The following is a 25,892-nucleotide window of genomic DNA, read 5'->3' on the forward strand; positions in this document are numbered from 1 at the left end:
AGATCAAGCCAAGAAATAATCTTATCGCGAGAGAGTTGGTCGTTGTCCGATCTTGCAGCGCGTTACGGGACATCCCGGCGCCAGTCCCCCAAACCACCAAGCGCCAAAACCACGAAGTGGGTCTCGATCGGCTTCGTTATCGCACTGACACTTGGCACGATTGGGTTCTGGGCACTGACCTTCAACAACGCGGACACCACGATCGAGTCGCAGACCGCACGCTTCTCACCAATATCTGACACCGAGGCGTCGATCCAGGCGCGAGTCTCGGTGCAGCCAGGCACACCGCTCGCGTGCGCGTTCGAGGCGCAGAATGACATGAAGGCCGTCGTCGGCTACGAGGTCGTCGAGCTTCCGCCCAGCGCCGAACCCCACCAGGTGGTCAACCTCACGCTTCGCACGACGCAGCGCGCCGACAACGTCAGCGTTCGCGAGTGCTGGATCCCGGGAGCCTAACTGCAGCATGCCTGCCGGGACGGCGCGCATCCATGCCCCGTCACATCGATTGGGTATAATGCCCTTTTAGCCCTGACAGTGGTCGGGGCTTCCGTCTTATATGAGGAGATGTTCATGACCGCCCAGTCCGACTCAACTTGGCTTACCCAGGAGGCGTACGACCGCCTGAAGGACGAGCACGAGTGGCTGACGACGACACGGCGTCAGGAGATAACCAAGGAGATTCAGGAAGCCCGCGAGGATGGCGACCTGAAGGAGAACGCAGGTTACCACGCGGCTCGGGAAGAGCAGGGACGCATCGAAGCTCGGATCACCGAGATCGAGTACACCCTCAAGCACTCCGTGGTCACGGAGGCGCCTGAGGCGGACGGTACGGTCGTGCTCGGCACCGTCGTCACCGCCAAGATCGGCCCGCGCGAGCAGAAGTTCCTCTTCGCGAGCACCGAGCTCGAGAGCCAGACCGACCTTCGCGTGTTCTCCCCCGACAGCCCGCTCGGCCAGGCCATCGACGGCCTCAAGGTCGGCGACAAGGCGTCCTACGAAGCACCGAACGGTTCGAGCATCGAGGTCGAGGTCCAGAACGTCGAGACCTTCCGCGGCTAACGCGCGCAAGGTACTCACAGCAACAAGGATGCGCTGCCCAGCCTCTCTAGGCCGGGCAGCGCATCCTTGTTCGTATGGAAGTTAGAGCGACGCGTTCGGGTCGACGCGCGGGTTGTAGCCCGCCTCCCGCAGCCGCTCGAGCACCTGTTGCGCGTGATCGGTGCCGCGCGTCTCGACGGCGATCTCGAGCTCGACCTCCTGGATCTGCAGGCCCTTGTTGTGGCGCGTGTGCAGCACCTCGATGACGTTGGCGTTGATCTCGGCGAGGATCGCCGCAATGCGCGCGAGGTGGCCAGGGGTGTCACGTAAGCCGATGTTGAGCTTCATGTATCGCTCGGAGGCGGTGAGACCGGATGCGATCACCTTTTCGAGCATCATCGGGTCGATGTTGCCGCCCGACAGCACCGCGACGGTCGTGCCTGGCTCCTTGATCTTCCCAGCCATGATCGCCGCGACGGGCGTCGCGCCAGCGGCCTCCACGACGAGCTTCGCGCGCTCGAGCAGGAGCAGGATCGCACGCGAGATGTCGTCTTCGGAGACCGTGACGACCTCATCCACGTACTTCCGGACGAGCTCGAACGAAAGCGAGCCCGGCACATCCACCGCGATACCGTCCGCAATCGTCGGCTTCGCGTCGATCTTGACCGGGTAGCCCTCGGCAATCGAGACGGGGAACGGCGCCGAGTTCTCGGCCTGCACGCCGATAACACGCACTTCGCGGCCCGACTTTGCGGCGAGCTGCTTCGCGGCCGCGCCGACGCCCGCGGCGAGCCCGCCCCCGCCGATCGGCACGATAATCGTGTCGATCTCAGGCTGCTGCTCAAACAGGTCGAGCGCGAGTGTCCCCTGGCCCGTGATGATGTCGGGATGGTTATAGGGGTGGATGAAGACCGCACCGGTCTCTTCGGCGAACGTCTGCGCGCCGAGGAGCGCCGCGGCGACGTCCTCCCCCTCGAGGACGACGTCCGCGCCATAGTTACGCGTCGCCTCCAGCTTCGGGATGGGCACCCCTGTCGGCATGAAAATGGTCGCCTTGATGCCGAGCTCGCGGGCTGCGAAGGCAACGCCCTGGGCGTGGTTGCCGGCGGAGGCTGCGACGACGCCGCGGGCGCGCTGTTCCTCGGTCAGCTGCGAGAGGCGGTAGGTCGCGCCCCGGATCTTGTACGAACCCGTGCGCTGCATGTTTTCGCATTTGAGGTACACCTGGCCGTCGGTGAATTTCTGCAAAAACTTCGCGGAGTCGAGCAGCGTGACGCGCGTGGTGCGGTGCACAATGTCCCGAGCACGCTCGATCGACTCGAGTGTGGGTTCAAAGTTGATGTCAACGGGATCTATCACGCTGCAGTTTCCTTCCGTTTTCTTCGTCGTATCACGAGCGGGCGTCGAGCGGGAACCTTCAATGAGTCATCGTCATCGTCGGGATCGTCAAGTCCCGCGGTCGGGTCGGGTTGGCCGCGCCAACGACCCGAGGCAATGTATTTCACCATGGTTTTCGTCGCCGCGACGAGCGGTACCGCAAAAACCGCGCCGCCAATGCCAGCAAAGAGCGATCCGGCGCTCACCGAGATGAGCACCGCAAGCGGATGCAGCTTCATCGCCGGTCCCATGATCAGCGGTTGAAGCACGTTCGACTCGATCGCCATCACGGCGACGACGATGACCAGCATAATGACGGCGTTCCAGAAGCCGTTCGCAAGGAGCGCCACAATGACGGCGAGCGCGCCGGACAGGAACGCACCGACGAGCGGTACAAACGCGGCGAGGAACACGATGATGCCGATCGCGAGGGCATACGGCACTTGCAGAATCACGGCACCCAGGAAAATGCCGACGGCGTCAATGAGCGCGACAACGACCTGCACACGAACGTAGTGACCGGTGGAGATCCAGGCGCGCTCTCCTGCCCCGTCGACTGCCGCGCGGACGTTTCGAGGAAAGAGCGAGACGATAAACAGCCAGATTCGGCGACCGTCGAAGAGATAAAAGACGACCGCGAGCAGCGTAAAAATTGTGCCTGTCAGCACCGCTGCAATGGCGCCACCGGCCGACAGCGTGCTCTGGATGAGCGTGGTTGCGTTTGCTTGCAGCCACGACACGGCTTCGGCAAGCGCGTTGTCGAGCAGCTCTTGGCTGATCTCAAGTGGCGTGGATTCGAGCCACGCGAGGAACTCCCGGTAGCGCCGCAGCAAGTCGTTGACATCGAATTGCTGGCCGCTGCGGAACGCGAGCACCGCCAGCAGGACCAGCGCAGTGATGGATGCGAACAGCACCAGCATGCCGACGATCATCGCGAGCCATTTGGGCCAGTTGAATTCGTTCGTCAGCTTATTCGTCAGGGGGACGAGCAAGGCCGTAAGCAGTAAGGCAATGAGCAGCGGGACGACGATGATCGCTGCCTTGCCGATGAGCCAGATGATGGGCAGCACGGCGAGCACGATGACGATGCCTCGCCAGCTCCAGGCCGCGGCAATCCGTACAGGTCGGGAGACGAAGTCCGCTTCAGTTTCTCGCTCCGGCAGGTTCCCCGGCCGAGGCACGCGTGTCGAGCCCGACATACGGGCTAGAACTGAACTCGGGGTGGCTCCGAGATCGCGGCACGGTCGGCGACCTCAAAGAACTCGCGGTTGTGGAAGCCGAGCGGGCCCGCAACCAAGTTGTTCGGGAACGACTTCACAGATGTGTTGAGCTGGCGGACGCTGCCGTTGTAATAGCGACGCGAGGCCTGGATCTTGTTCTCGGTCTGGACGAGGTCGCTCTGCAGTTGCGAGAAGTTCGAGGATGCCTGCAGCTGCGGGTATGCCTCCGCGACCGCGAACAGGCTGCGCAGTGCGCCCTGGACATGGTTCTCGGCTGTGGATGCCTCGGACGGCGACTGTGCGCTCAGCGTCTCGCTCCGAGCCTGCGTGACGTCATCGAACACTTTCGATTCGTGCTTCGCGTAGGACTTCACTGTCTCGACGATGTTCGGGATGAGGTCGGCCCGGCGCTTGAGCTGCACCGTAATATCGCTCCACGCCTCGTCAACGCGAACGTTGAACTTCGTGAGTTTGTTATACGTGATCCAAACCCACACCAAAAGCGCAATAAGGAGGACGACAACGATTCCTACCGGGATTATCCAACCGAGCTGATCCATAGGCACCACTCTAGCGACGGCTGATTACGACTAGCGGCGTATCTCGCGTTCGAATTGCTCGTGAGCGATGCCTATTCTCGGGTCGTCTGCCGCAGGATTCCGGCGAGCTCCTCTACCGCGCTCGCGGCGGCCCCTCGATGCCCTTCAATTGTGGATGCGAGGACGCTGCCATCGAGCACTGCCGTGACGAGACTCGGCGCGACGTTCGAGAACCCACACCGGCGTAGGAGGACGCGCAACTGGTCGTGCGACGCCTGCCGCTGTTCAGCCAATAGCTGCGCAAGACGACTGCCCTCGCGCGAACAATCCAGATAGGTCGCAAGCATCCCCGTGACCGTATCGTCAGCGGTGTCGGCACCGTAATACACGCTGAGTGCCCACGACGCGGTCTGCTCCGGGGATTGCTTACCAGCGGATACCTCGTCGAGCACGCGCTCAGCCTGCGCCGATCTCGCCTCTTCGAGGGAGTTCAAGCATTCGACGAGCAGGTCTTCGCGCGTACGAAAGTAATACCGGACCGCCCCGGGAGAGGAATTGCTCGCGTCGGCAACTCGGCGATGCGTGACGCCCGCACTGCCGCTCGAAACGAGAAGCGAGACGGCGGCATCCAGCAGCTGCCCCTTTCGCTCAATCGACCGTTTCTGCTCGGGTGCGATTGGGGAACTCCCCTGGCCGGCGCGCTCGTTCATTCCCATACCGAGATTGTCCTCCAAACATTTACCAAAAACTAATGCAGGTGCATCAGTTTACGCGCAGACTCTCGAGGTCGATGCCACGAGCATCCGAAGATCTCCCCTATTTCGGGGCTGCACCAACCCAAAGGTTGACGCCAACCATGACGAATCAGTCCGCAAACGCTGCCGAACAGCCAGCTACCGCCAACACCCCAACAACCGCGCGCCAGGGCGCAATCCCGCGCTCCACGATGACGGTGCTCGCCGTCCTCGTCATCACCGCGTTCGTGATGATGCTCAACGAGACCACGGTTTCGGTCGCCCTGCCGTCCATCATGGAAGATTTCGCGATTTCCGCGACGACCGGGCAGTGGCTCCTCACCGGCTTCATGCTCACGATGGCAGTGGTGATGCCCATCACCGGATGGATGCTCGAGCGATTCACAACGCGGTCCGTGTTCATTTTCGCGACGGTCATCTTCCTCATTGGCACGATTGCAGCAGCGGTATCGCCAAACTTCACCGTAATGCTGCTCGCGCGAGTGGGGCAGGCCCTCGGCACGGCCGTCATCATGCCCCTGCTCATGACCGTCTCGATGACGCTCGTGCCCGCGAACCGGCGCGGCACCGTGATGGGCCTCATCGCCGTCGTCATGGCAGTCGGCCCCGCGCTCGGCCCGACCGTCGCAGGTGTCGTCCTCAGTTTCACGAACTGGCACGGCATCTTTTGGGTCATGGTGCCGCTCGTGGCAGTCGCCGCGGTGATCGGCGGCATCAAGCTCACCAACATTGGCACTGTCCGCAAGGCCCCCTTCGACGTTCTGTCGCTCGTCCTGTCCGTACTCGCGTTCGGAGGCCTGGTCTACGGCCTCAGCTCGATCGGGATCATCTTGGCGGGCGGCACGGATGCGCTTATCGCCATCATCGTCTCGGCCGTCGGTGTGGTCGGACTAGCACTGTTCGTTTGGCGCCAGATCGTGCGCGGCAAGGAGGATAAGGCACTGCTCGATCTGCGCCCGCTTGGGGTCCGCAATTTCACGTTCTCGCTCATCGTGCTCATGACCCTGATGGGCGCGATGCTCGGAGTCATGAACACGCTGCCGCTGTATCTCCAGGGATCCCTGCTGGTCTCGGCCCTCGTCACCGGCCTCGTGCTCTTGCCAGGCGGCCTGTTCGAAGGCGTCCTATCCCCGTTCATGGGACGAATCTTTGACCAGTACGGCCCTCGTCCGCTCATCATCCCGGGCATGCTTGTCATCGTTGCGAGCCTGTTCTGGCTGGCGACGGTGGATCAGAATACGAGCGTCTGGCTGATCGTCGCGATTCACGTGATCTTCTCGATCGGCCTCGCCGCCCTGATCACGCCACTCATGACGACCGCACTCGGTTCGCTTCCCAAGAACCTCTACGGCCACGGCTCGGCAATTCTCAACACGCTGCAGCAGCTCGCCGGCGCTGCCGGCACCGCGGTGCTGATTGCGGTGTACAGCGGCGTGAGTGCGGCGGCCATGGCCGGCGGTGCTGCCGAAACGGCGGCCCTCGGCTCGGGCGCTGGCGCCGCGTTTCTCACCGCAGCGATCCTGTCGATCGTTGCGTTCGTATTCGCGCTGTTTATCAAGCGCGTACCAACTGGAACCGAGACCGGCACCGTCAAAGTGGACACTAAGTGACGAGTAAGTGCTGAGTTGGCGGCTTAGTTTCAGGTGAAACCTAGGTAATTACTGGCCAACAGTCCCCTCGGCGGGACTCGAACCCGCACTGAATCGATTTTAAGTCGACTGCCTCTGCCATTGGGCTACGAGGGGAAGCACGAACACGAACGCGTCGCTGCCGTACCTACTCGAGGATACGGCAGCGACGCGTTTATGCGTTAGCTGCGACTACTTCGCGGCGGCGGGCTCAGGCTTTGCCTCGGCTGCCGGACGCGGGCGTGCCGCGTAGCGCTCGAAGAATGCCTTCGGCTCGTCGACGTCGGGGAGCGACACGAAGTCGCGGCCAAGCGCGAGCTGGCCAGCCCAGTCACCGAACACGCGAACCTTGCGCTCGATGGTCGGGATCGCCATGCCGTGGTAGCCGCGGTGCATCGCCCAGGCGGGGAAGCCGGTGATGCCGGTCGCACCCGACTGGAATGCGCCAACACCCATGCCGAGGCCAGCGACCGCGCCGAGGTTCTCGTGGTAGTAGTCGGTCGGGGTGTCACCGCGCAGGGTCGCCACGATGTTCTCGGCGAGAACTGCCGCCTGACGAACCGCGTGCTGGGCGTTGGGTACGCAGTACCCGGCAACCCCACCGCCCGATAGGTCGGGTACCGCAGCGACATCGCCGGCGCCCCATGCATCCTTGACGACGCCCTCGTCACCTTCCACGCGCAGGTCTGCGCGGGTGCGCAGGTTGCCGCGCTCGTTGACGGGGAGGTCGGTGAAGCCCTTGACGAAGGGGTTCGCCATCTGACCGGCGGTCCAGACGAGAACGTCGGTCGGGAACACGTCACCAGCCGAGGTCTCGACGTTGCCGTCGACGGCCGACGAGCACTGGGTGTTGAGGTGCACGGTCGCGCCGCGCTCAGCGAGGTTCTTGATGACCCACAGCGCGGTCTCTTCCGAAACCTCGGGCATGATGCGGCCAGCAGCCTCGATGAGATGGAACTGCACGTCATCGAATTGCAGCGACGGGTAGTCGGCCAGCAGTGCGGTCGCGAGCGAACGCATCTCGGCGAAAGCCTCAATACCGGCGAAGCCGCCGCCGACGACCACGAAGGTCAGCAAGCGCGAGCGCTCGGGGCCAGGTGCCATGGTCGAGGCACGGTTGAAGTTGTCGATGATCTTGTCGCGAATCCAGATCGCCTCTTCGACGCGCTTCACGCCGATGGCGTTGTCAGCGACTCCCGCGATCGGGAACGTACGGCTGACGGCACCGGCCGTCACCACGACGATGTCGTAACCGAGCGTGTACTCGTCGGCGTCCTTCGGCTGGATCGTTGCGGTCTTCGACGCGTGGTCGATCTTCGTCACCTCGGCCGTGATCACGCGGGTGCGCTTCAGGTGGCGGCGGTGCGAAACAACAGCGTGGCGGGCCTCAATCGAGCCGCCGATCACTTCGGGAAGGAAGGGCTGGTAAGTCATGTAGGGCAGCGGGTCGACAAGGGTCACCTGTGCTTCACCCGGGTTGAGCTGCTTTTCCAGCTGGCGTGCAGTCGTAAATCCTGCGTAGCCACCACCAACAATCAAAATCTTGGTCACGCGTCCACTCCTCACTGTGGGTATTCTCAAATGAGATCAACCTAATCGTAGTCGTCTCAAGGTTTCGCTTCCTGGCTCGTTCTCGGCCAGCGATCTTGCGATCCCTATGCGGGGCTCGCGGGTAAATCTGCACCGGGGTTGGTGCACTGACAAACGGTTGGGCTCCAGGAAGATTCATGCAGCGCCCAATCGCCGATGGGGTTCACACCCGGGCCGGCGGCGAGCGCGTGTGCCGATAGGGCGTGCAGGCACTTCACCCGGGTCGGCATCCCGCCCGCGGTCACGTGGGCGATCTCCTCGACGTGCTCGACCTGCTCTCGGTCGGCCAGGTACTGCTCGTGCGCACGCTGGTACTGGGCCTGTAGCTCCTCATCCTGGGCGAGCGCATCCTGCATCTCGACCATGAGGTGCGCGCCTTCGAGTCGCGACATTTCTGCCGTCGCCTCGGGATGTGTCAGGTAGTAGAGCGTCGGGAACGGCGTGCCGTCCTCGAGCCGCGGCGCCGTAATCACGACGGTCGGGTTGCCGCACACGCAACGCGCACCGATCCCGAGCACACCGCGGGCCTGCCGCCCGAGCTGTTCCGTGACCACCGCGATGTCGTGTTCGCTTGCGGGTGGGAATGTCGTCACGGGGTCTCCTGCGGGGCGTTGGCGGTGGATGCTCGGATGAGCGAGTCGAGATAGAGCTGACCGGAATCGGTCTTCGTTTCGTGCACTTCTACCGCGACTTCGACCGGCTCATACGGTGCCTGCGGCGTCGACTCATCGACGACGACGTAGGTCGTATCTCCCGGCTCAACAAAGAGTAGTCGCCCTCGGGCCTGGGCCCTGACATAAGCGGGGTCGTCCCAGCGCGCCTGCGCCTGCTCGAGCGCGTCGATATCCTCCGAAGTCGTCGCGATGTCTTCCTCGAGCTGGGCGATGTGCTGCCGCTGGCCGATGAGTTGTTGGACTGTCGGGCTCAGCGTCGCGACGGCAACAACGAGCGCGACGAGGATGAGCACCGACCCACCCGTGGGACGGTGCTCATTCCTTCGCCGCTTACTCAACGTAGACAGGTTCCTCGACTACGCCTCGGTTACCTGAAAACGCGGGAACGCGTCGACACCGGCGTAGATTGCCTGCTCGCCAAGCTCTTCCTCGATGCGCAATAGCTCGTTGTACTTCGCGACGCGGTCGGTACGCGCGGGGGCACCGGTCTTGATCTGGCCACAGTTGGTCGCGACCGCGAGGTGCGCGATCGTGGTGTCCTCGGTCTCGCCCGAACGGTGCGAGAGGATTGCCGAGTAGCCATTACGGTGTGCGAGGTTCACGGCGTCGAGGGTCTCGGTGAGGGTACCGATCTGGTTGACCTTCACGAGGATGCTGTTTGCTGCACCCGACTCGAGGCCACGCTGGAGGCGCTCGGGTTGGTCACGAAGAGGTCGTCACCAACGAGCTGGACCTTGTCACCGATGCGCTCGGTGAGCTCGGTGTACGCATCCCAGTCTTCCTCGGCCAGCGGGTCCTCGATCGAGACGATCGGGTACTCGGCGATGAGCTCCTCGTAGAAGGTAATGAGCTCGCTCGCAGTATGGTCCTTGCCCTCGAACTTGTAGACGCCGTCCTCGAAGAACTCGGTAGATGCGACGTCAAGGCCGAGCGCGACGTCGCGGCCCAGCTCGAAGCGGGTCTCGCCGATGGCCTCGGTGATGAGGTTCAGGGCGTCGCGGGTCGAAGCCACGTCCGGTGCGAAGCCACCCTCGTCGCCGAGGCCGGTCGACAGGCCCTTCGCCTTGATGGTCTTCTTGAGCTGGTGGTAGATCTCCGCACCCCACTGGAGTGCCTCACGGAAGGTCGATGCGCCGATCGGGAGGATCATGAACTCCTGCACGTCCACGCCGTTGTCGGCGTGCGCACCACCATTGATGATGTTCATCATCGGCACGGGAAGAACGTGCGCATTCGCGCCACCGACGTAGCGGAACAGCGACAGCTCGCTCGACTCTGCGGCAGCCTTCGCGGCGGCGAGGCTCACACCGAGGATTGCGTTCGCGCCGAGGCGCTCCTTGTTCGGGGTGCCGTCGAGCTCGATCAGCTCGGCGTCGAGCGCGCGCTGGTCGGTGACGTCGAAGAACTCGATCGCGGGGTTGATCTCGTCGGCAACGCCCTGGACTGCCTTCTCGACACCCTTGCCGAGGTAGCGGTCGGCCTCGCCGTCACGCAGCTCGTAGGCTTCGAAGGCGCCGGTGGATGCACCAGACGGAACTGCGGCGCGACCCATTGCGCCGTTGTCGAGGGTCACCTCGACCTCAACGGTCGGGTTGCCTCGGGAGTCAAGGATTTCACGGGCAAAGACGTCAACAATGAACGACACGGGTGCTCCTCCGATGTGGAATGTTTTGCGGTAGCGGAATGAGTCTAGCGAGGGTCCCGAAACTCTCGATTCAGGATGGCCGGGATTCTGGCAGTTACGCGCTCTCGCCGAGGGGTTCGAGCGTGATTGTCGACGGATCTGCCACCTGTTCGTCGCGAATCTGCGCGACGTGGGTGAAGCCTTCCGCGGTCGCCCGGTCGAGCAGATTGCGCACATTCTTGGGGCGGCGCTCGATGCGCACTCGACGGCCAGGGATAAGCAGCTCGCGCTTGACGCGCATCACGTCGGCCACGGGTAGCTTCTTGTCGACGAGCACCACGACGGCCTCGTGCTCGGCCTCGGGCAGCTCGGCGACGAGGTCGACGATGCGCTCGAACCCGATCGAAAAGCCGCAGGCTGGCACATCCTGCCCGAGGAATCGACCGATCATGCCGTCGTAACGACCGCCACCGCCCACCGAAGAACCAGACTCGGGGTGAGCGACCTCAAAAATTGTGCCGGTGTAATAGCCCATGCCGCGCACGAGCGTCGGGTCGAACACGAGCGCGAGGGCGCCTCCGCCCGCCTCGACCGCTTCCGCGACCTCGCCGAGCGATCCGGCGGCCTCGATCACGCCGGGACGCTCGCGCAAGCCCTCGGGCAGCGATGCGAGGATGCTCTCGGTCGACAGCGGGATCCCCGCCTTGATGCCCTCGGCCCAGTTGTTCAGCGCCTGGTGGATGCGCTCGGCGGCCTGCGGGTCCGACTCGGCGAGCTCGGAGACGACGCCGTTCGTGCCGATCTTGTCGAGCTTGTCGATCGAGATGAGCGCCTGCGGCTGCCGCTCTGGCTCGAAGCCGCACCAGTCGAGCAGCTCATTGAGCAGGCGACGATCGTTGACCCGGATCGTGCACGTGTCGAGGCCGAGCGAGACGAGGGCCGCGGAACCGGCGAGTAGCAGCTCTGCCTCCGCGAGCTGCGAGGGCTCCCCCAGGATGTCGATGTCGCACTGCACGAACTGGCGATAGCGCCCCTTCTGCGGGCGCTCGGCACGCCAGACCGGACCGATCTGCAGGCTTCGGAATACGTTCGGCAGCGTGCCCTTGTGCGTCGCCATGAAGCGCGCGAGCGGCACCGTCAGGTCGAAGCGCAACCCGAGGTCGCTCAGCGCGAGCGGGTCGCCCGAGTCTGCCGCGGCCTGAAGGTCGGAGGCTTCGAGTCCGCGACGCATGATCGCAAACGAGAGCTTCTCGTTGTCGCCACCCATCCCCGAGTGCAGCCGCTCGGAATCCTCGACGACCGGTGTCTCGATCTCCTCAAACCCATGGGCTGCATACGATTCGCGAATCTTCGACAGCACGCGCTCACGGCGACGCTTATCGGCGGGCACAAAATCGCGCATTCCGCGCGGAGGGTTAATCTGAGTGGCCATCAGTCCATTATGACTGCTCGCGGCTTGTCCCGGCCTCGTGTTCCCGGATGCGGTATTCGAGTCGGCGAACCGCGCCCCGCAGCGCCCGTTCCGAGTCGAAGGCAGCCGCGCGCGCGGCTGAGACAGTCGCGAGTAGCGAGCCACCGAACTTGTCCTCTTGCTCCTCCTCACCTACCGCTAGGGCGGCCAGCTGCTCTGGCGATACATCCATCCCGAGTTCTTCGGCGCGGCCGAGCACCTTGGCTGCGAGCGCGAGCGCGGGCATTGCGTGTGAAATCCCGTCGAGCACTGAAGTGCGATGGCGCTTCTGCTCCGCTTTGCGTTCGTGCCACAACCGGATGATCTCATCGACATCGCGCGTCGGGGTATCGCCGAACACGTGTGGATTGCGGTGCCGGAGCTTCGCGGCCTGCTCGCGCGCGACATCCTCGAGCGTGAACTCCCCCGCGGCTTCGGCGATGTCCGAGTGAAAGAGCACCTGAAACAGCAGGTCACCGAGCTCCTCACGAAGGTCCGCGGGAGTGCCGGTCTCGATCGCGTCGATGACCTCGGCCGATTCCTCCGTGAGGTAGGGCACGAGAGATTCGTGCGTCTGTTGTTCGTGCCACGCACAGCCGTGCTCGCCGCGGAAGTCACGCATCAGCTCCGCGAGGGCAACGAGCTCCGGGTGACTTACCGGATCGGGCTCGCGATCCTGTTCCGCTCGTGGACTGGATTCCTTGTCCGTACGCTCTGTCTGCATGCGCACCAGGCTAGCGCCCGACCGCATCCTGCCGGGGGCTAGCCTTGAGGCATGCCCAAGCTCCGTCGCGTCCCGAACTCAGTCTTTCTCGTCATGGCCATCACCGCCGTGCTCGTCGCACTCAGCATCGGTGCAGCTCTGTGGATCGAGGCGAGTGAAAATCAGCGCGTCGCGGATGGTGGCGCCGCCGATCTGCAGACCGGCATCGGGTACTCAATATTCGCCGGATTCATCCCAGTGATGGTGATGATCGCGGCATGCATCTATTCCGGCATTGCGCTCACCAAACGCACGCGGCAGCGGCAAGATGCGGGACTCACTCCCGCAGGCTGGGGCACGCGGGCGGGCACCTCGCTCGGCACGCTCATCGTGCTTCTCGCGGGAGTCTTGCTTGTCGTCTGGCTGCTCTGGTTCGGCTTGCACGTGCTGCTGCTGCAGGTCTATGACGACCAAGTGATTGATGGCGCACGGATGGCGGGGAGCTTCACTACCGTACTCGGGCTCGTGTTTGGCCCCGGCCTGACCGGCGGGCTGCCCGCGATCCTGATGACCGCGAGCGCGCCGACCCCGGAAGAGGAAAACGCCTAGCGTTCGATCGCCTCGTCAGCCTCGGCATCCTCGACCGACTCCTCGGTCGCGTCGAACATCGCGCGGAACACGCCGCGCACCCACTCGATGATTTCCTCGTCGCTCGGCGATTCCCCCATCCTGCCCGCCGGAAGCGGCAGGTTGAGCACGTGTCCGGCCTCGAGGTACTTCGCGCCCGGGTACATCCGCCGCAGCCGCAGTTGCTTCGACTCGGCGAGCGTGACGGGCGTGATCCGCAGGTTCTTGCCCATCGCCACGACCTCCGAGAGGCCGAGCTTGACCGCCATTCGGCGGATGCGCGAGACCGCGAAGAGCATCTCGACCTCGGCCGGCGGCTCACCGTAGCGGTCGCGCAGCTCGTCGATCACGAGATCGATCTGGCCGGGCTTCGCGCCCGGCGAGGCCGCTGCCGAGAGCTTCTGATACGCCTCGAGGCGCAGCCGCTCGGAGTCGATATACGTGTCGGGGATGCGCGCATCCACCGGCAGCTCGAGCCGCAGCTCGGTCTGAGCCTCGGGTAGCTCGCCCTTGAACGCATCCACCGCCTCGCCGATCATGCGCAGGTAGAGATCGAAGCCGACGCCAGCGATGTGACCCGACTGCTCGCCGCCGAGGACGTTACCCGCGCCGCGAATCTCGAGGTCCTTCATCGCGACCTGCATGCCCGAGCCGAGCTCGTTGTTCGCGGCAATCGTCTCGAGCCGATCGTGTGCGGTCTCGGTGAGTGGTCGGTTGCCGTCGTAGAGGAAGTACGCGTAGGCGCGCTCGCGGCCTCGGCCGACGCGGCCGCGTAACTGGTGCAGCTGGCTGAGCCCGTAGCGCTCGGCGTCGTCGATGATGAGCGTGTTCGCGTTCGGAATATCAAGCCCGGTCTCGACGATCGTGGTCGTCACGAGCACGTCGAACTTCCGCTCCCAGAAGTCGACAATCACCTGCTCGAGGCTCTTCTCGGAGAGCCGCCCGTGAGCCACGGCGATACGGGCCTCGGGCACCAGTTCGGAGAGGTGTGCGGCGACCTTGTTAATCGTCGCCGTGCGATTGTGCACGTAGAACACCTGTCCCTCGCGCAGCAGCTCGCGACGCACGGCGGCGGTGATCTGCTTGTCCGACTTCGGGCCCACGAAAGTGAGGATGGGGTGGCGATCCTCGGGAGGGGTGGCGAGCGTCGACATCTCGCGGATGCCCGTGACGGCCATCTCGAGCGTTCGCGGGATCGGCGTCGCGCTCATCGACAACACGTCGACGTTCGTCTTGAGCGACTTCAGCTTCTCCTTGTGCTCGACACCGAAGCGCTGCTCCTCGTCGATGATGATGAGCCCGAGATCCTTGTAGGTAAAGGTGTCCGAGAGGATGCGGTGGGTACCGATCACGATGTCGACCGAGCCGTCGGCGAGCCCCTGCCGCGTGTCTTCAGTCTCCTTCGCCGTCTGGAAACGGCTCACCGCACGCACCTGCACGGGGAACCCCGCCATCCGGTCGGTGAAGGTCTCGTGGTGCTGGCGCACGAGCAGCGTCGTCGGCACGAGAATGACGACCTGCTTGCCGTCCTGCACTGCCTTGAACGCGGCACGCACCGCGACCTCGGTCTTGCCGAAGCCCACGTCGCCTGAGAGCAGTCGGTCCATCGGCAGCGGGCTCTCCATGTCCCGTTTGACCTCTTCGATGGTCTGCAGCTGATCGGGCGTCTCGACGAACGGGAACGCCTCCTCAAATTCGTGCTGCCAGGGCGTGTCCTGCGAGAACGCGTAGCCCTTCGAGGCCGCGCGCGCCGAGTAGAGCTTCACGAGGCCGACTGCGATGTCCTTCGTCGCCTTGCGGGCCTTCTGCTTCGTCGCCGCCCAGTCGCTGCCGCCCATCTTCGACAGCGACGGATCTTCGCCACCGACGTATCGGGTGAGCTGCGAGAGCTGATCGGTCGGCACGAGCAGTTTGTCGCCAGGGTGACCGCGCTTCGACGGCGCATACTCGATCACGAGATATTCGCGAACCGATTTCTTGCCGCGTGTGCCGGGCACCGGCACGTCGCGCTGCTCGAGGCGGAGGAATTTGCCGACGCCGTGCTGGTCGTGCACGACGTGATCGCCGGCCTTGAGCTGCAGCGGGTCGACCACGGCGTTCGCGCGCCTGCGCGCAAGCTTCTTCGGTGCGGATGCACCGTAACCGACGGCTCGGCCGTAGAAATCCGATTCGGTGACGAGCGCGATCTTCTCTTTCGGCAGTTGAACACCCGCGGTGAGCGGCGCCTTGACGAGATAGACCACGCCGGTCTCGAGCCCCTCTGCGGGAAGTTCGTCCACGGGGCGCCCTGCCGAGCCGCGCTCGGCGAGCACCTGCTGCGCGCGCTCCACCAGGCCCTGGCCGTTCGCGGCCATCACGACGGTCCAGCCGTCCTCCACGAGCCCCACCGTGTGATCGATCGCGCCGTCCGAGTTGCCGGCGAACGAGGGAACCGGGTCGCCGTTCACATGGAACGTCCCCGCCTCGTCAACGCCGAAGGGTGAGAACGTCCACCACGGCCGCTCCCCCTTGAGGTCCCGCAGCTCCTTGACGGAAACGTAGTCCCCGCCCGAGAGGTCGATCGGCGCATCCGCGCCCGCGGTCACCGCACTCCACGCCGCCTCGAGGAACTCGTGGTTCGTCTCTCGCAGATCGGATGCGCGGCTCGCCACCCGCTCCGGTGCGAGGACCCCGATGGCCGCGTCCTCGGGCAAGTAGTCGACGATCGGCACGAGCTTCTCGACGAGCGCGGGGGCGAGCGATTCCATGCCCTCAACCGGGATGCCTTCGGCGATCTTCGAGAGCAGTCCCTCGATATTCGGGAACTCCGGCGCCATTTCCCTCGCGCGATCGCGTACCGACTCGGTGAGGAGGAGCTCGCGGCTCGGCGTCAACACCGCCTCGTCGACAGTGTCCTCATACGTGCGCTGGTCGGCCACGCCGAATGGCCGGATCTCGTCGACCGCGTCGCCGAAGAAATCGACGCGCAGTGCGTGGCCCGCATCCGGCGGAAAGACGTCGAGAATGCCACCGCGCACCGCGAATTCGCCTCGCCGGGTGACCATGTCGACGCGCTGGTACGCGAGCTCAACCAGTCGATTCGCGATCCCCGTCAGGTCGTGCCCGCGCGAGCCGGCCTTGAGCGTGATGGTTGTGGGTTCATCGAGCCCCGGCATGAGCGGCTGCAGCGCCGCTCGGACCGAGGCGAACAGCACGAACGGCCGCTCCGGGCTCGTTTCTCGACGCCAGTTCCCGAGCTCGCGCATCGCCGCGAGGCGACGCCCCGTGGTGTCGGCCGAGGGGCTGAGCCGCTCGTGCGGGAGCGTCTCCCACGCTGGAAACTCGACGATCTGCGCATCCGGGAGGAAAGCTGCGAGGTCGCTCGCGTACTGCTCGGCCTCGCGGCTCGTCGCCGTGATCGCGAGCACTATGGGCGAGTGCCCGAGGATGCTCTGACGCTCTTCAATGAGGGCCGCGATGAGCGGGGCTCGGAGGCCGTCAACGAGCGTAAAATCGGCATCCCGCCCGGCCCGTCTCGCAGCGTTCGCGAAGGTTGGAGACGTCTGAAGTGCAGCTACTAATCCGTGAAGACTCACCAGTAAAGTCTAGGCGATACGGGAGTCGGACCAGGGCGCTGGCACCGCTGCGCGTTCCGAGGCGAGCGTTACCCGAGAACCACCCATCGCGCCTGGGCCCGGAATGGACTTCGCATCCGAACAATACTAAGAACTCTTAAGCATCAGTCAATAACGGCTGCTCATTGGACATCATTACGGCGCAAACGTAGCGTGGCGAGAGCTGGCGCCATGACCGCCCCAACGATGTCGGCTCGTCACGAATGGAGACCACTGTGTCACTGGAAGACCTCAACAGCAGCTTCGAAGCACTTCGACTCGAGATCGGTGCAGACCGCGTCGTTGCCGTGATGGATCGGCCGCAGTCGCGGAACGCGATCGATCAGCAGATGATCGACGAGTTCCACGCCCTGTGCGAGCACCTCGAGCGCGAACCGCGCATCCTCATCATCACCGGCACCGAAGTGGTCACCCCCGCGAAGGACGGCGGCGAGGAGAAGCGCCGCGGGATTTTCGCGTCCGGCGCCGACATCGGCCAGCTTCGCGAGCGTCGCCGCGAGGATGCGCTTCGCGGCGTCAACTCGAACGCGTTCGACCGCATCCATCGCCTCCCGATGCCCGTCATCGCGGCAATCGACGGCTTCGCCCTGGGCGGCGGCGCGGAACTCGCCTACGCCGCGGATTTCCGCATCGCGACGCCGAGCCTGAAAATGGGTCAGCCCGAGGCCGGGCTCGGCATCACCGCGGCCGCTGGCGCTCAGTGGCGACTCAAGGAGCTCGTCGGCGAACCAATCGCGCTCGACCTGCTGCTCACCGGCCGCATCCTCGACGCCGAAGAGGCCCTCCGCCTCAACCTCGTCACCGAGCTGCACGAGCCCACCGAACTGCTCGGAGCGGCCCACGCCCTCGCCGATCGCATCGCGGCGCAGGACCCCCTCGCGATTCGGCTCTCGAAGCGCGTTTTCCACATGCCCCGCGAGGCGCACCCTGCCATCGACGACATTGCCCAGGCGATCACGTTCGAGTCGCAGGCGAAGTTCGACCGGATGCAGGCCTTCCTTGACCGTTCAAAGTCGCGGTCCAAGGGCGACAAGTAGTCAGCACAACCTCAGGAGAGAAATTCGATGACAACCACTGAATCGGCCGGAGCCGGATTCGTTCCCGACAACGTTGGCGTGCTTGGCGGAGGGCGTATGGGCGCGGGTATCGCGCACGCGTTCCTCATCTCGGGCGCCACCGTCACGATCGTCGAGCGCGACGAGGCCGCAGCTGATGCCGCGCGCGAGCGGGTCGAGCGCGACATTGAGGCGTCGCTGAAGCGCGGCGTAATCACCGGCGAGGCCGAGGAGTGGCACGCGAAGCTCATCGTCACGACCGACCAGGCGGCATTCGCCGGTTCGGACCTCGTGGTCGAGGCAGTCCCCGAGAACCTCGATCTCAAGATCTCCTCCCTCACCTCGGTCGAGTCGCACCTGCGCGAGGATGCGTGGCTCGCGTCGAACACCTCGTCGCTGTCGATCGACAAGATCGCCGAGAGCCTGAAACGCCCCGAGCGCTTCTGCGGCCTGCACTTCTTCAACCCGGTGCCCGCGTCCAAGCTCGTCGAGGTCGTCATCGGCGCCCAGACCGGCGAGGAACTTCGCGAGCTGTCGGCCCAGTGGGTCGCCGGCCTCGGGAAGACCCCGGTGGTCGTCAAGGACGCGCCGGGCTTCGCATCCTCGCGCCTCGGCGTCGCGATCGCGCTCGAGGCGATCCGCATGGTCGAAGAGGGTGTCGCAAGCCCCCAGGACATCGACAACGCCATGGTGCTCGGCTACAAGCACCCCGTCGGCCCGCTCGCGCTAACCGACATCGTCGGCCTGGATGTGCGCCTCGGCATCGCGGAGTACCTCGAGTCCCAGCTCGGGCCCCGCTTTGCGCCGCCGCAGCTCATGCGCGACATGGTCGCGCGCGGCGAGCTCGGCCGGAAGACCGGCAAGGGTTTCTACGACTACTCGACTGAGCAGTAGCCCGCTCGAGCGATGCCGCGCGCTGCGTGTGCCCCGGTTCGGCTGCCCGTTGCCGCTACGCGATTTCGGCGGAGTCGAGCAGCACCGTGAACGGCCCGTCGTTCACCGAGGCGACGCGCATCATCGCGCCAAAGACGCCAGACTCGACGTGCAGACCGTAGCCTTCGAGCATCCCTTGCAGCCGATCAATCAGTGGCTCGGCGACTGCGCCAGATGCAGCGGCAGACCATGACGGCCGCCGACCCTTTCGCGCATCCCCGTAGAGCGTGAACTGACTCACCAACAACACCGGCGCGTTGAGATCAGTCGCGCTCTTCTCATCCTCAAGGATGCGCAAGCCGGCGATCTTGCGGGCGATCTTCTCGCATTCACGCTCGTCGTCGGTATGCGTCACGCCGATGAGCGCGAGGAGCCCGGAACGTGGGAGCTCGCCAACGATTTCACCGTCGACCTCCACCGAAGCCGACGAACAGCGAGTAACTACCGCTTTCATGCAACCGCCCCTAGCAAACCATCGGAGCCAGAGAAAAACGCCATAACAAGGCCATCACCGCGAACGCCCTAGCGAACCTTCGAGTGCACGACCTGCTGCGCGTCGACCAGGCCGCGCTCGGCAATGAGCTCGACGGCATCGGCGGCTTCCTGAACGAGCACGCCAACGGTGTCTCGCTGCGTGCTGTCGAAGGGCTTCAAGACGTAGTCGGCCGGGTCCTGACGACCAGGTGGGCGCCCGATGCCGACGCGCACCCGCAGATAGTCGGGGCCGAGCGCCGAAGAAATATCGCGCAGCCCGTTGTGGCCGCCATGGCCACCGCCGCGCTTGAGCTTAATGGTGTCGAACGGCAGGTCGAGTTCGTCGTGGATGACGATAACGCGATCGTTCGGCACCGAGTAATACTTGGCGAGCTGCGAAACCGGCCCGCCCGAAGTATTCATGTACCCGTGCGATTTCGCCAGCACGAGCTTCGGGCCGCCCGGAACCGGGCGACCCTCCACCACGCTGGCGTTTGCTCGCGGGTGGCGGCGGAATGACTCCCCCAACCGACCAGCGAGCTCGTCAACCACCATGTGGCCGACGTTGTGGCGGGTGGCTCGATAGCGGTCTCCGGGATTCCCGAGACCGACTGCGAGCCACACATCCGTTGCCATACCTGAAGAAGACTACTCTGCGTCCGCAGCTGCGTCTTCGCCCTCGGCAGCCTCGCCGGCCTCTTCCTCAACCTCTTCCTGCGGCTCCTGGATCGAGAGAAGGACGATGTCGACCTCGGCGTCCGGCAGGGTCGAGCCAGCAGGCAGCTTCACGTCCTGGATCGCGAGCGACGAGCCAGCAACGAGACCCTCAACCGAAACCTCGATGAACTCGGGGATCGAGGTTGCGTCTGCGAGGACGGCGATGGTGGTGGCGTCCTGCACAACGATGGTTCCGGGGTAAGGCTCGCCCACAACGTGAACCGGAACCTCAACCTCAACCTGCTCGCCCTTCTTCACGAGGAGGAGGTCGACGTGCTCGATGATCTGGCGAACCGGGTCACGCTGGACGTCCTTCACGAGCGAGAGCTCCTTGGTTCCCTCGATGTTGAGCTCGATCAGCGCGTTGGCGCGACGGAGCAGAAGCATCGTCTCGTGGCCGGGGAGGATGATGTGCTGCGGGTCGGTGCCGTGACCGTAGAGCACTGCGGGGATCTGGTCGTTCGCGCGGATCTTGCGAGCCGCACCCTTGCCGAACGAGGTGCGAACCTGTGCGTCGAGCTTGTTCTCAACAGCAGCCATGATGGTGTCCTTTCAATGGGATGAGTTCCCGTGTGAGTTGCGGCGCAACGCACGCGAACGCGTGGATGCGCCAGTTGAAAGGCTCCACTCGACCGCGTCGATAACGGATGCGGTGCATCCCTCGCCGAAGTACAGCTACCTATCTTACATGCCTCGGGAGGATGCGCGAAGCGCCTTCCGTGCGCCCGCTCCCCTCGCGAAATGTGCGCCGATTCCAGCGCCAATCATGAGCAAGGAAAGAGGGAAGAGAACGGGAAGCGCAAAGCTGAGGAAGTTACCCATAGCATTCAAGTTCGAGAACCAGGGAATCGTCGCGCCCGCCATGCTGAACAGGAACAGGAGCAGCCCCATAATCGTCATCCCCAACCCTGACAGCGACAGGGTGAGACCGGCGATGAGCGCCAACACACCGATGACGATCGGCACGACGTTGACCCTGAGCAGGAGGGGCAGATCGACTATCGTCGCGACCCAGCTGTAGACCACAGACTCGCCCCGCGCCGAGACTGAGTAGTCCCACAGCAACACCACGATCCCGACCGCGAAGACGAGATTCAAGATGAGCGAGCCAAGTCGCGCACCCGCCGATGGTGACTTCTGTACGTAGGCCGGCTGTTCCTGGTACACCGGCAGCGGCTCATACGTGGGTTTTCGATGCGCGGATTGTTGCGGTTGCTGCTGGTACGCCGGCTGCTGATACTGCGTCGTCGGAGCTTCCTGCTGCCGCGACGCCTTGTCGCGCGAAGGGCGGTCGCCCGCGGGCTGGTCGGCCGCCGGATGCTCGGCCACGGGGTATGCACGAGTGGGTTCATCGCTGCTCGACACGGTCTGTTCGTAGCCGGGCGTCGGCGTGAAGGCTCGGGTCTTCGTATCGTCGGCGGACGAACTGGAGTAGCTGCCTGCGCCATACGCGTAACCACCGCTCGACGTTCGGCCGCTTCGGCTGCCGTGGTCCTGGTCCTGCTCGGACGAAGTGACGGGCATCGCCCGCGTGCGGTCATTTTGTTGCGGGAGCTCGAGCTCATCGGTGGGAGCCTCGCCGCCGCTCGCCTGCGTCCAGTCGAATTTTGCAGTCTTCTCAGAGTCGAAATCTCCACCCGTATGACTCATGTTCATGCCTCCTCAACTCGACTGCTCCTAGACTGAGACCTTATGTGGCCAGGCTAACCCCAGCTGCCGACATCAACCGGATAATTGCACCCATTGGACTACCGAAAGGCCAAGAATGACATCCACCGATTCTGTGCAGAGTAACGAAGCCACCGCCAATATCGGTGTCGTCGGCCTCGCCGTCATGGGCGCGAACCTTGCACGCAATCTGGCCTCCCGCGAGGGGAACACCGTCGCCGTCTACAACCGCTCCCCCGAGCGCACGCACACGCTCGTCACCGAGCATCCGGAAGCGGGTTTCGTCCCGTCCGAAACCATCGCGAACTTCGCCGCATCCCTCCAGCGCCCCCGCACCGCGATCATCATGGTGCAGGCGGGCAAGGGCACCGATGCCGTAATCGACCAGCTCACCGAGGTCTTCGAGCCCGGCGACATCATTGTTGACGGCGGCAACGCTCTGTTCACCGACACGATCCGCCGCGAGGCCGCGGTTCGAGCCCTCGGCATCCACTTCGTCGGCGCTGGCATCTCCGGCGGGGAGGAGGGCGCCCTCAATGGCCCCTCGATCATGCCCGGCGGTACCGTGGAATCCTACGAGACCCTCGGCCCCATCCTCGAGTCGATCGCGGCTCGGGCTCCCGAGGACGGCACTCCCTGCGTCACGCATATCGGCACCGACGGCGCGGGCCACTTCGTCAAGATGGTGCACAACGGCATCGAATACGCCGACATGCAGCTGATCGGCGAGGCCTACGACCTCCTGCGCCGCGTCGGCGGCCTCTCCCCCGCGCAGATCGCCGATGTCTTCACCGAGTGGAACGAGGGCGAGCTCGAGTCATACCTCATCGAGATCACCGCGGAGGTGCTCCGCCAGGTGGATGCGAAGACCGGCGAGCCGCTCGTCGACGTCATCCTCGACCGGGCGGGCATGAAGGGGACCGGCACCTGGACGGTGCAGAACGCGCTCTCCCTCGGCATCCCTGTCTCGGGCATCGCGGAGGCGGTCTTCGCGCGCGGCGTTTCCGGACGCACCGCGCAGCGCGAGGCGGTTCGCCCGACCATCACGTCCCGTCCCGAGCCGGTCGCGATCGATGACGACTTCGTCGAGGACGTCCGCCGGGCGCTGTACTCGTCGAAGGTCATCGCCTACGCTCAGGGCTTCGACCTCATCCTGGCCGGTGCCGAGGAGTACAACTGGGACATCAACCCGGGCGCCGTCGCAAAGATCTGGCGCGCGGGCTGCATCATCCGCGCCCGTTTCCTCAACCGCATCGCGGAGGCGTACGACCGCAACCCTGAGCTGCAGTCGCTCATTGCTGACCCGTACTTCGCTGGCGAGGTAGCCGAGGGTGACGCGGCCTGGCGCCGCGTCGTCGCCGTCGCAGCTCAGTCCGGCGTGCCGGCACCTGCATTCGGCGCGACGCTCTCCTACTACGACTCGCTCGCGAGCGACCGCCTCCCCGCGGCGCTCATCCAGGGGCAGCGCGACTTCTTCGGCGCGCACACCTATGGTCGCATCGATCGCCCGGGCGTCTTCCACACCAACTGGTCGGGTGACCGAAACGAGGTCGAGCTGTGACGAGCCCGTCCGACGACACCATCGAGCTCGCCAATCGGCTGTTTGATTACGCGCGCCAGGGGCGCACGGAAGAACTCGCCGCGTACCTCGACGCGGGCGCACCCGTCAACATGCGCAACGCATCCGGCGACACGTTCCTGACCCTCGCGGCATACCACGAGGCGCCCGCGACCGTGCAGATGCTCATCGAGCGCGGCATTGACATCGAGGCGGCGAATGATCGCGGCCAGCGCGCCCTGACATGCGCCGTGTTCAAGCAGGATGCGGAGAGCACGCGAGTGCTTTTGGTCGCGGGCGCGGATCCGGATGCTGGCCAGCCCTCCGCACGCGGGACCGCCGAGGTCTTCGGCTGGCCCGCGTTCGCCGAGATCCTCGCCTCGGTCTCCGCTGGCAACGAATCGACGTAGCGGCGGAAACGGAGCCTGTCGCGGAGTGAACCGCACAGCTCACAGCCCATCACCAGGCCAATACACGGAAGAGAAAGCAAACCGCTCATGACAGCAACGCGCGCACCCGAGCGACTGGGATTCATCCACCTCGTGCCCACCTCGCGGAATAACCCGCGCCAGGGTCTCGAGGACGCCATCGAGCTCTTCAAGTTCGCCGAGGAGCTCGGCCTCGACAGCGGTTGGATTCGCACCCGCCACATGCAGTACGGCCTCGCGTCGCCGGCGGTCCTCCAGGGCGCGCTCGCGCAGCACACCGAGCGCATCCGCCTCGGCAACGCCGTGATCCCGGTCGGCTACGAGAATCCGTTCCGCCTCGCCGAAGACCTCGCGACGGCCGACCTCCTGGCGGGCGGTCGGCTCGAACCGGGACTGAGCGTGCATGGGCCGCGCTACCCGAGCGACGAGCTGAACGACCTCGTGTACGACTCGGGCTGGCGCGAGGAAGACTACACGTACGGCCGCATTGAGCGGCTGCGCTCGTTCCTGCGCGGAGACCAGGTGCGCGAGAAGCCGCCGTACATCGGGTTCGGCGGCGACGTCGACTCAGAACGCGTCGAGCCCCACAGCCCGGGGCTGCACGAGCGCCTCTGGTACGGCGGCGGCTCGTTGCGCTCGGCCGAGTGGGCGGGTGCAAATCGCTTCAATTGGCTGATGAGCAATATCTCGTCGACCGAGAACGGCGTGCGTGAGTTCGGGCTCGCCCAGAAGCAACAGATCGACACGTATCACGCCGCGGCACCCGAGGGATACGCGGGGCGCGTCTCGGTCGCGCGCGTCATCGTGCCGACGGACGGCGCGACCGATCACCAGATCGCCCGCTACCGTGAGTACGTCGAGGGGCGCACGCCCCGCACGAAGCGCATCCACGGCGAGAACACGATCATCGCGATGGACGTACTCGGCTCGATGGACGAGATCCTCGAGTTCATCGCGGCGGATGCTGCGTTCCAGTCCGGCGACGACTACCTCTTCGAGCTGCCCTTCGAGCTCGAGCTGGATGAGTGGAAGCAGATGCTGACGCAGCTCGCGACGCGCATCGGCCCGGCCCTCGGCTGGGAGCCCGGCAAGGCGTAGCCGCGCGCGACTCCTCCAACGCCAAGTAGCGCCGTACGAGGCAACGCAAATCGGTCGCTCCCTGCATCCCAACGAAGGTTGGATTGCAGGGAGCGACCGATTTAGCGGGGTGGGTTTAGGCTGCGCCGTCGAACATCGAGGTCACGGAGCCGTCTTCGAAGACCTCGTGAATGGCGCGCGCGAGCAGCGGCGCGATCGAGAGCACCGTGAGCGTCTCGAAGCGCTTCTCCGCCGGCACGGGCAGCGTGTCGGTGACGACGACCTCGTCGATCGCGTCACAGTGGAGTCGTTCCTTGGCAGGTCCCGAGAACACGGCGTGGGTCGCGGCGACGATCACCTTGGATGCGCCGCTCGCCTTGAGCGCCTCGGCCGCCTTCTGGATGGTCCCACCGGTGTCGATGAGGTCATCCACCATGAGGCACGTGCGGCCCTCGACGCTACCAACGATCTCGTGCACCGAGACCTGATTGGCGACCTTCGGGTCACGACGCTTGTGGATGATCGCGAGCGGCGAGCCGAGTTGGTCCGACCAGCGGTCGGCGACGCGGACGCGACCCATGTCGGGCGAGACAACCGTGAGGTTCGGGTCGTCGCCGACCTTCTCCTTGAAGTAGTTCATGAGCACAGGCATCGCGAACAGGTGGTCGACGGGGCCGTCGAAGAAGCCCTGAATCTGCGAAGCGTGCAGGTCAACCGACATGATGCGGTCGGCACCAGCGACCTTGAACAGGTCTGCCATGAGGCGTGCCGAGATGGGCTCGCGGCCGCGACCCTTCTTGTCCTGGCGCGCGTAGGGGTAGCACGGCATCACGACGGTGATGCGCTTGGCCGAGGCTCGCTTGAGCGCGTCGACCATGATGAGCTGCTCCATGATCCACTCGTTGATGCCGTCGGTGTGCGACTGCAACACGAAGGCATCCGCACCGCGAACCGACTCGCTGTACCGGGCGTACAGTTCCCCGTTCGCGAAGGTACGAGTCTCGGTCTCCAGCACCTCGGTGCCGAGGTGCTCCGCGACATCTGCAGCCAGCTGCGGATGCGCGCGCCCCGATACAAGAACCATTCGCTTTTCACCGGGGTGAGAAATTCCAGACACCTAGAACCGCCTTTTTGCTGATCGCG

The 25,892-nt window shown here is 64.8% G+C and carries 24 protein-coding genes, 1 tRNA gene and 1 pseudogene; 9 read left to right on the forward strand and 17 right to left on the reverse strand.

Going from position 1 to position 25,892, the window contains the following annotated elements; all coding sequences use genetic code 11:
- Positions 1 to 42: 42 nt before the first annotated feature.
- Both GMOLON4_RS07115 and greA read left to right on the forward strand, forming a co-directional pair.
- The gene (locus GMOLON4_RS07115) at positions 43 to 456 is read left to right on the forward strand and encodes a DUF4307 domain-containing protein (protein ID WP_035732183.1); all 414 of its coding nucleotides are present in this window, start codon (positions 43 to 45) and stop codon (positions 454 to 456) included.
- Between the two features lie 114 nt (positions 457 to 570).
- On the forward strand, positions 571 to 1,059 hold the full coding sequence (gene greA, locus GMOLON4_RS07120) for a transcription elongation factor GreA (protein ID WP_026936321.1): 489 nt from the start codon (positions 571 to 573) through the stop codon (positions 1,057 to 1,059).
- 81 nt (positions 1,060 to 1,140) lie between these two features.
- On the opposite strand, the gene ilvA is transcribed toward greA, so the two are convergent.
- The 4 genes from ilvA to GMOLON4_RS07140 all read right to left on the reverse strand — a co-directional run bounded on the left by ilvA (position 1,141) and on the right by GMOLON4_RS07140 (position 4,890).
- Positions 1,141 to 2,397 (reverse strand): threonine ammonia-lyase, encoded by a 1,257-nt coding sequence (gene ilvA, locus GMOLON4_RS07125; RefSeq protein WP_026936320.1) that lies wholly within the window; start codon positions 2,395 to 2,397, stop codon positions 1,141 to 1,143.
- Positions 2,394 to 3,614: an AI-2E family transporter gene (locus GMOLON4_RS07130; protein ID WP_051266413.1), complete on the reverse strand. Its 1,221-nt coding sequence runs from the start codon at positions 3,612 to 3,614 to the stop codon at positions 2,394 to 2,396. Before GMOLON4_RS07130 ends, ilvA begins: the two co-directional genes overlap by 4 nt.
- Before the next feature lie 5 nt (positions 3,615 to 3,619).
- Positions 3,620 to 4,195 (reverse strand): LemA family protein, encoded by a 576-nt coding sequence (locus GMOLON4_RS07135; RefSeq protein ID WP_035732181.1) that lies wholly within the window; start codon positions 4,193 to 4,195, stop codon positions 3,620 to 3,622.
- Positions 4,196 to 4,266: 71 nt separating this feature from the next.
- Positions 4,267 to 4,890: a TetR/AcrR family transcriptional regulator gene (locus GMOLON4_RS07140; RefSeq protein ID WP_051266411.1), complete on the reverse strand. Its 624-nt coding sequence runs from the start codon at positions 4,888 to 4,890 to the stop codon at positions 4,267 to 4,269.
- Between the two features lie 140 nt (positions 4,891 to 5,030).
- On the opposite strand from GMOLON4_RS07140, the gene GMOLON4_RS07145 reads away from it, so the two are divergent.
- On the forward strand, positions 5,031 to 6,539 hold the full coding sequence (locus tag GMOLON4_RS07145) for a DHA2 family efflux MFS transporter permease subunit (RefSeq protein ID WP_084147375.1): 1,509 nt from the start codon (positions 5,031 to 5,033) through the stop codon (positions 6,537 to 6,539).
- Between the two features lie 62 nt (positions 6,540 to 6,601).
- On the opposite strand, the gene GMOLON4_RS07150 is transcribed toward GMOLON4_RS07145, so the two are convergent.
- The 7 genes and pseudogenes from GMOLON4_RS07150 to GMOLON4_RS07180 form a co-directional block, all read right to left on the reverse strand.
- Positions 6,602 to 6,674, reverse strand: a tRNA-Leu gene (locus tag GMOLON4_RS07150).
- Between the two features lie 75 nt (positions 6,675 to 6,749).
- A complete protein-coding gene (locus GMOLON4_RS07155) occupies positions 6,750 to 8,108 on the reverse strand; it encodes an NAD(P)/FAD-dependent oxidoreductase (protein WP_026936318.1) in 1,359 nt (452 codons plus the stop codon).
- 104 nt (positions 8,109 to 8,212) lie between these two features.
- Entirely contained in the window at positions 8,213 to 8,740 is a 528-nt protein-coding gene (locus tag GMOLON4_RS07160) for a DUF501 domain-containing protein (RefSeq protein ID WP_026936317.1), read from the reverse strand.
- Positions 8,737 to 9,159, reverse strand: a complete 423-nt coding sequence (locus GMOLON4_RS07165; RefSeq protein WP_169516476.1) for an FtsB family cell division protein — start codon at positions 9,157 to 9,159, stop codon at positions 8,737 to 8,739. Before GMOLON4_RS07165 ends, GMOLON4_RS07160 begins: the two co-directional genes overlap by 4 nt.
- A gap of 18 nt (positions 9,160 to 9,177) precedes the next feature.
- Positions 9,178 to 10,466: pseudogene (gene eno / locus GMOLON4_RS07170) on the reverse strand (phosphopyruvate hydratase).
- Between the two features lie 94 nt (positions 10,467 to 10,560).
- Positions 10,561 to 11,877 (reverse strand): histidine--tRNA ligase, encoded by a 1,317-nt coding sequence (gene hisS / locus GMOLON4_RS07175; RefSeq protein WP_026936315.1) that lies wholly within the window; start codon positions 11,875 to 11,877, stop codon positions 10,561 to 10,563.
- Positions 11,878 to 11,884: 7 nt separating this feature from the next.
- On the reverse strand, positions 11,885 to 12,619 hold the full coding sequence (locus GMOLON4_RS07180; RefSeq protein WP_084147373.1) for a MazG family protein: 735 nt from the start codon (positions 12,617 to 12,619) through the stop codon (positions 11,885 to 11,887).
- A gap of 51 nt (positions 12,620 to 12,670) precedes the next feature.
- Between GMOLON4_RS07180 and GMOLON4_RS07185 the strand changes: the two genes are divergently transcribed.
- Positions 12,671 to 13,207 (forward strand): hypothetical protein, encoded by a 537-nt coding sequence (locus GMOLON4_RS07185; protein WP_026936314.1) that lies wholly within the window; start codon positions 12,671 to 12,673, stop codon positions 13,205 to 13,207.
- Here the strand turns inward: GMOLON4_RS07185 and mfd are convergent.
- Complete coding sequence (gene mfd, locus GMOLON4_RS07190; RefSeq protein ID WP_026936313.1) at positions 13,204 to 16,800, reverse strand: transcription-repair coupling factor; 3,597 nt, start codon at positions 16,798 to 16,800, stop codon at positions 13,204 to 13,206. The genes GMOLON4_RS07185 and mfd overlap by 4 nt on opposite strands.
- 242 nt (positions 16,801 to 17,042) lie before the next feature.
- Here mfd and GMOLON4_RS07195 point away from each other — a divergent pair, with 242 nt between their 5' ends.
- Together GMOLON4_RS07195 and GMOLON4_RS07200 are read left to right on the forward strand one after the other, a co-directional pair.
- Complete coding sequence (locus tag GMOLON4_RS07195; protein ID WP_106486606.1) at positions 17,043 to 17,876, forward strand: enoyl-CoA hydratase-related protein; 834 nt, start codon at positions 17,043 to 17,045, stop codon at positions 17,874 to 17,876.
- 27 nt (positions 17,877 to 17,903) lie between these two features.
- The gene (locus tag GMOLON4_RS07200) at positions 17,904 to 18,788 is read left to right on the forward strand and encodes a 3-hydroxyacyl-CoA dehydrogenase family protein (RefSeq protein WP_026936311.1); all 885 of its coding nucleotides are present in this window, start codon (positions 17,904 to 17,906) and stop codon (positions 18,786 to 18,788) included.
- Positions 18,789 to 18,843: 55 nt separating this feature from the next.
- On the opposite strand, the gene dtd is transcribed toward GMOLON4_RS07200, so the two are convergent.
- The 4 genes from dtd to GMOLON4_RS07220 all read right to left on the reverse strand — a co-directional run bounded on the left by dtd (position 18,844) and on the right by GMOLON4_RS07220 (position 21,668).
- Positions 18,844 to 19,281 carry a D-aminoacyl-tRNA deacylase gene (dtd, locus tag GMOLON4_RS07205; RefSeq protein ID WP_026936310.1) on the reverse strand — a complete coding sequence of 146 codons (438 nt, stop codon included), beginning with the start codon at positions 19,279 to 19,281 and terminating at the stop codon, positions 18,844 to 18,846.
- A gap of 68 nt (positions 19,282 to 19,349) precedes the next feature.
- The gene (gene pth / locus GMOLON4_RS07210) at positions 19,350 to 19,937 is read right to left on the reverse strand and encodes an aminoacyl-tRNA hydrolase (RefSeq protein WP_026936309.1); all 588 of its coding nucleotides are present in this window, start codon (positions 19,935 to 19,937) and stop codon (positions 19,350 to 19,352) included.
- A 12-nt stretch (positions 19,938 to 19,949) separates the two neighbouring features.
- Positions 19,950 to 20,558, reverse strand: coding sequence for a 50S ribosomal protein L25/general stress protein Ctc (locus GMOLON4_RS07215; RefSeq protein ID WP_035732178.1), 609 nt, complete (start codon positions 20,556 to 20,558; stop codon positions 19,950 to 19,952).
- Positions 20,559 to 20,702: 144 nt separating this feature from the next.
- Complete coding sequence (locus GMOLON4_RS07220) at positions 20,703 to 21,668, reverse strand: EscU/YscU/HrcU family type III secretion system export apparatus switch protein (RefSeq protein WP_146137468.1); 966 nt, start codon at positions 21,666 to 21,668, stop codon at positions 20,703 to 20,705.
- A gap of 115 nt (positions 21,669 to 21,783) precedes the next feature.
- Here GMOLON4_RS07220 and gndA point away from each other — a divergent pair, with 115 nt between their 5' ends.
- From gndA to GMOLON4_RS07235, 3 genes are all read left to right on the forward strand, one after another.
- A complete protein-coding gene (gene gndA / locus GMOLON4_RS07225; RefSeq protein ID WP_035732175.1) occupies positions 21,784 to 23,247 on the forward strand; it encodes an NADP-dependent phosphogluconate dehydrogenase in 1,464 nt (487 codons plus the stop codon).
- Positions 23,244 to 23,654 carry an ankyrin repeat domain-containing protein gene (locus tag GMOLON4_RS07230; protein WP_026936305.1) on the forward strand — a complete coding sequence of 137 codons (411 nt, stop codon included), beginning with the start codon at positions 23,244 to 23,246 and terminating at the stop codon, positions 23,652 to 23,654. Before gndA ends, GMOLON4_RS07230 begins: the two co-directional genes overlap by 4 nt.
- Before the next feature lie 87 nt (positions 23,655 to 23,741).
- Positions 23,742 to 24,770, forward strand: coding sequence for an LLM class flavin-dependent oxidoreductase (locus GMOLON4_RS07235; protein ID WP_026936304.1), 1,029 nt, complete (start codon positions 23,742 to 23,744; stop codon positions 24,768 to 24,770).
- A 115-nt stretch (positions 24,771 to 24,885) separates the two neighbouring features.
- Here GMOLON4_RS07235 and GMOLON4_RS07240 read toward each other — a convergent pair whose 3' ends face one another.
- Entirely contained in the window at positions 24,886 to 25,833 is a 948-nt protein-coding gene (locus tag GMOLON4_RS07240; RefSeq protein WP_245575381.1) for a ribose-phosphate diphosphokinase, read from the reverse strand.
- Positions 25,834 to 25,892: the final 59 nt, after the last annotated feature.

The organism is Gulosibacter molinativorax, assembly GCF_003010915.2.
Classification (GTDB): Bacteria; Actinomycetota; Actinomycetes; order Actinomycetales; family Microbacteriaceae; genus Gulosibacter; species Gulosibacter molinativorax.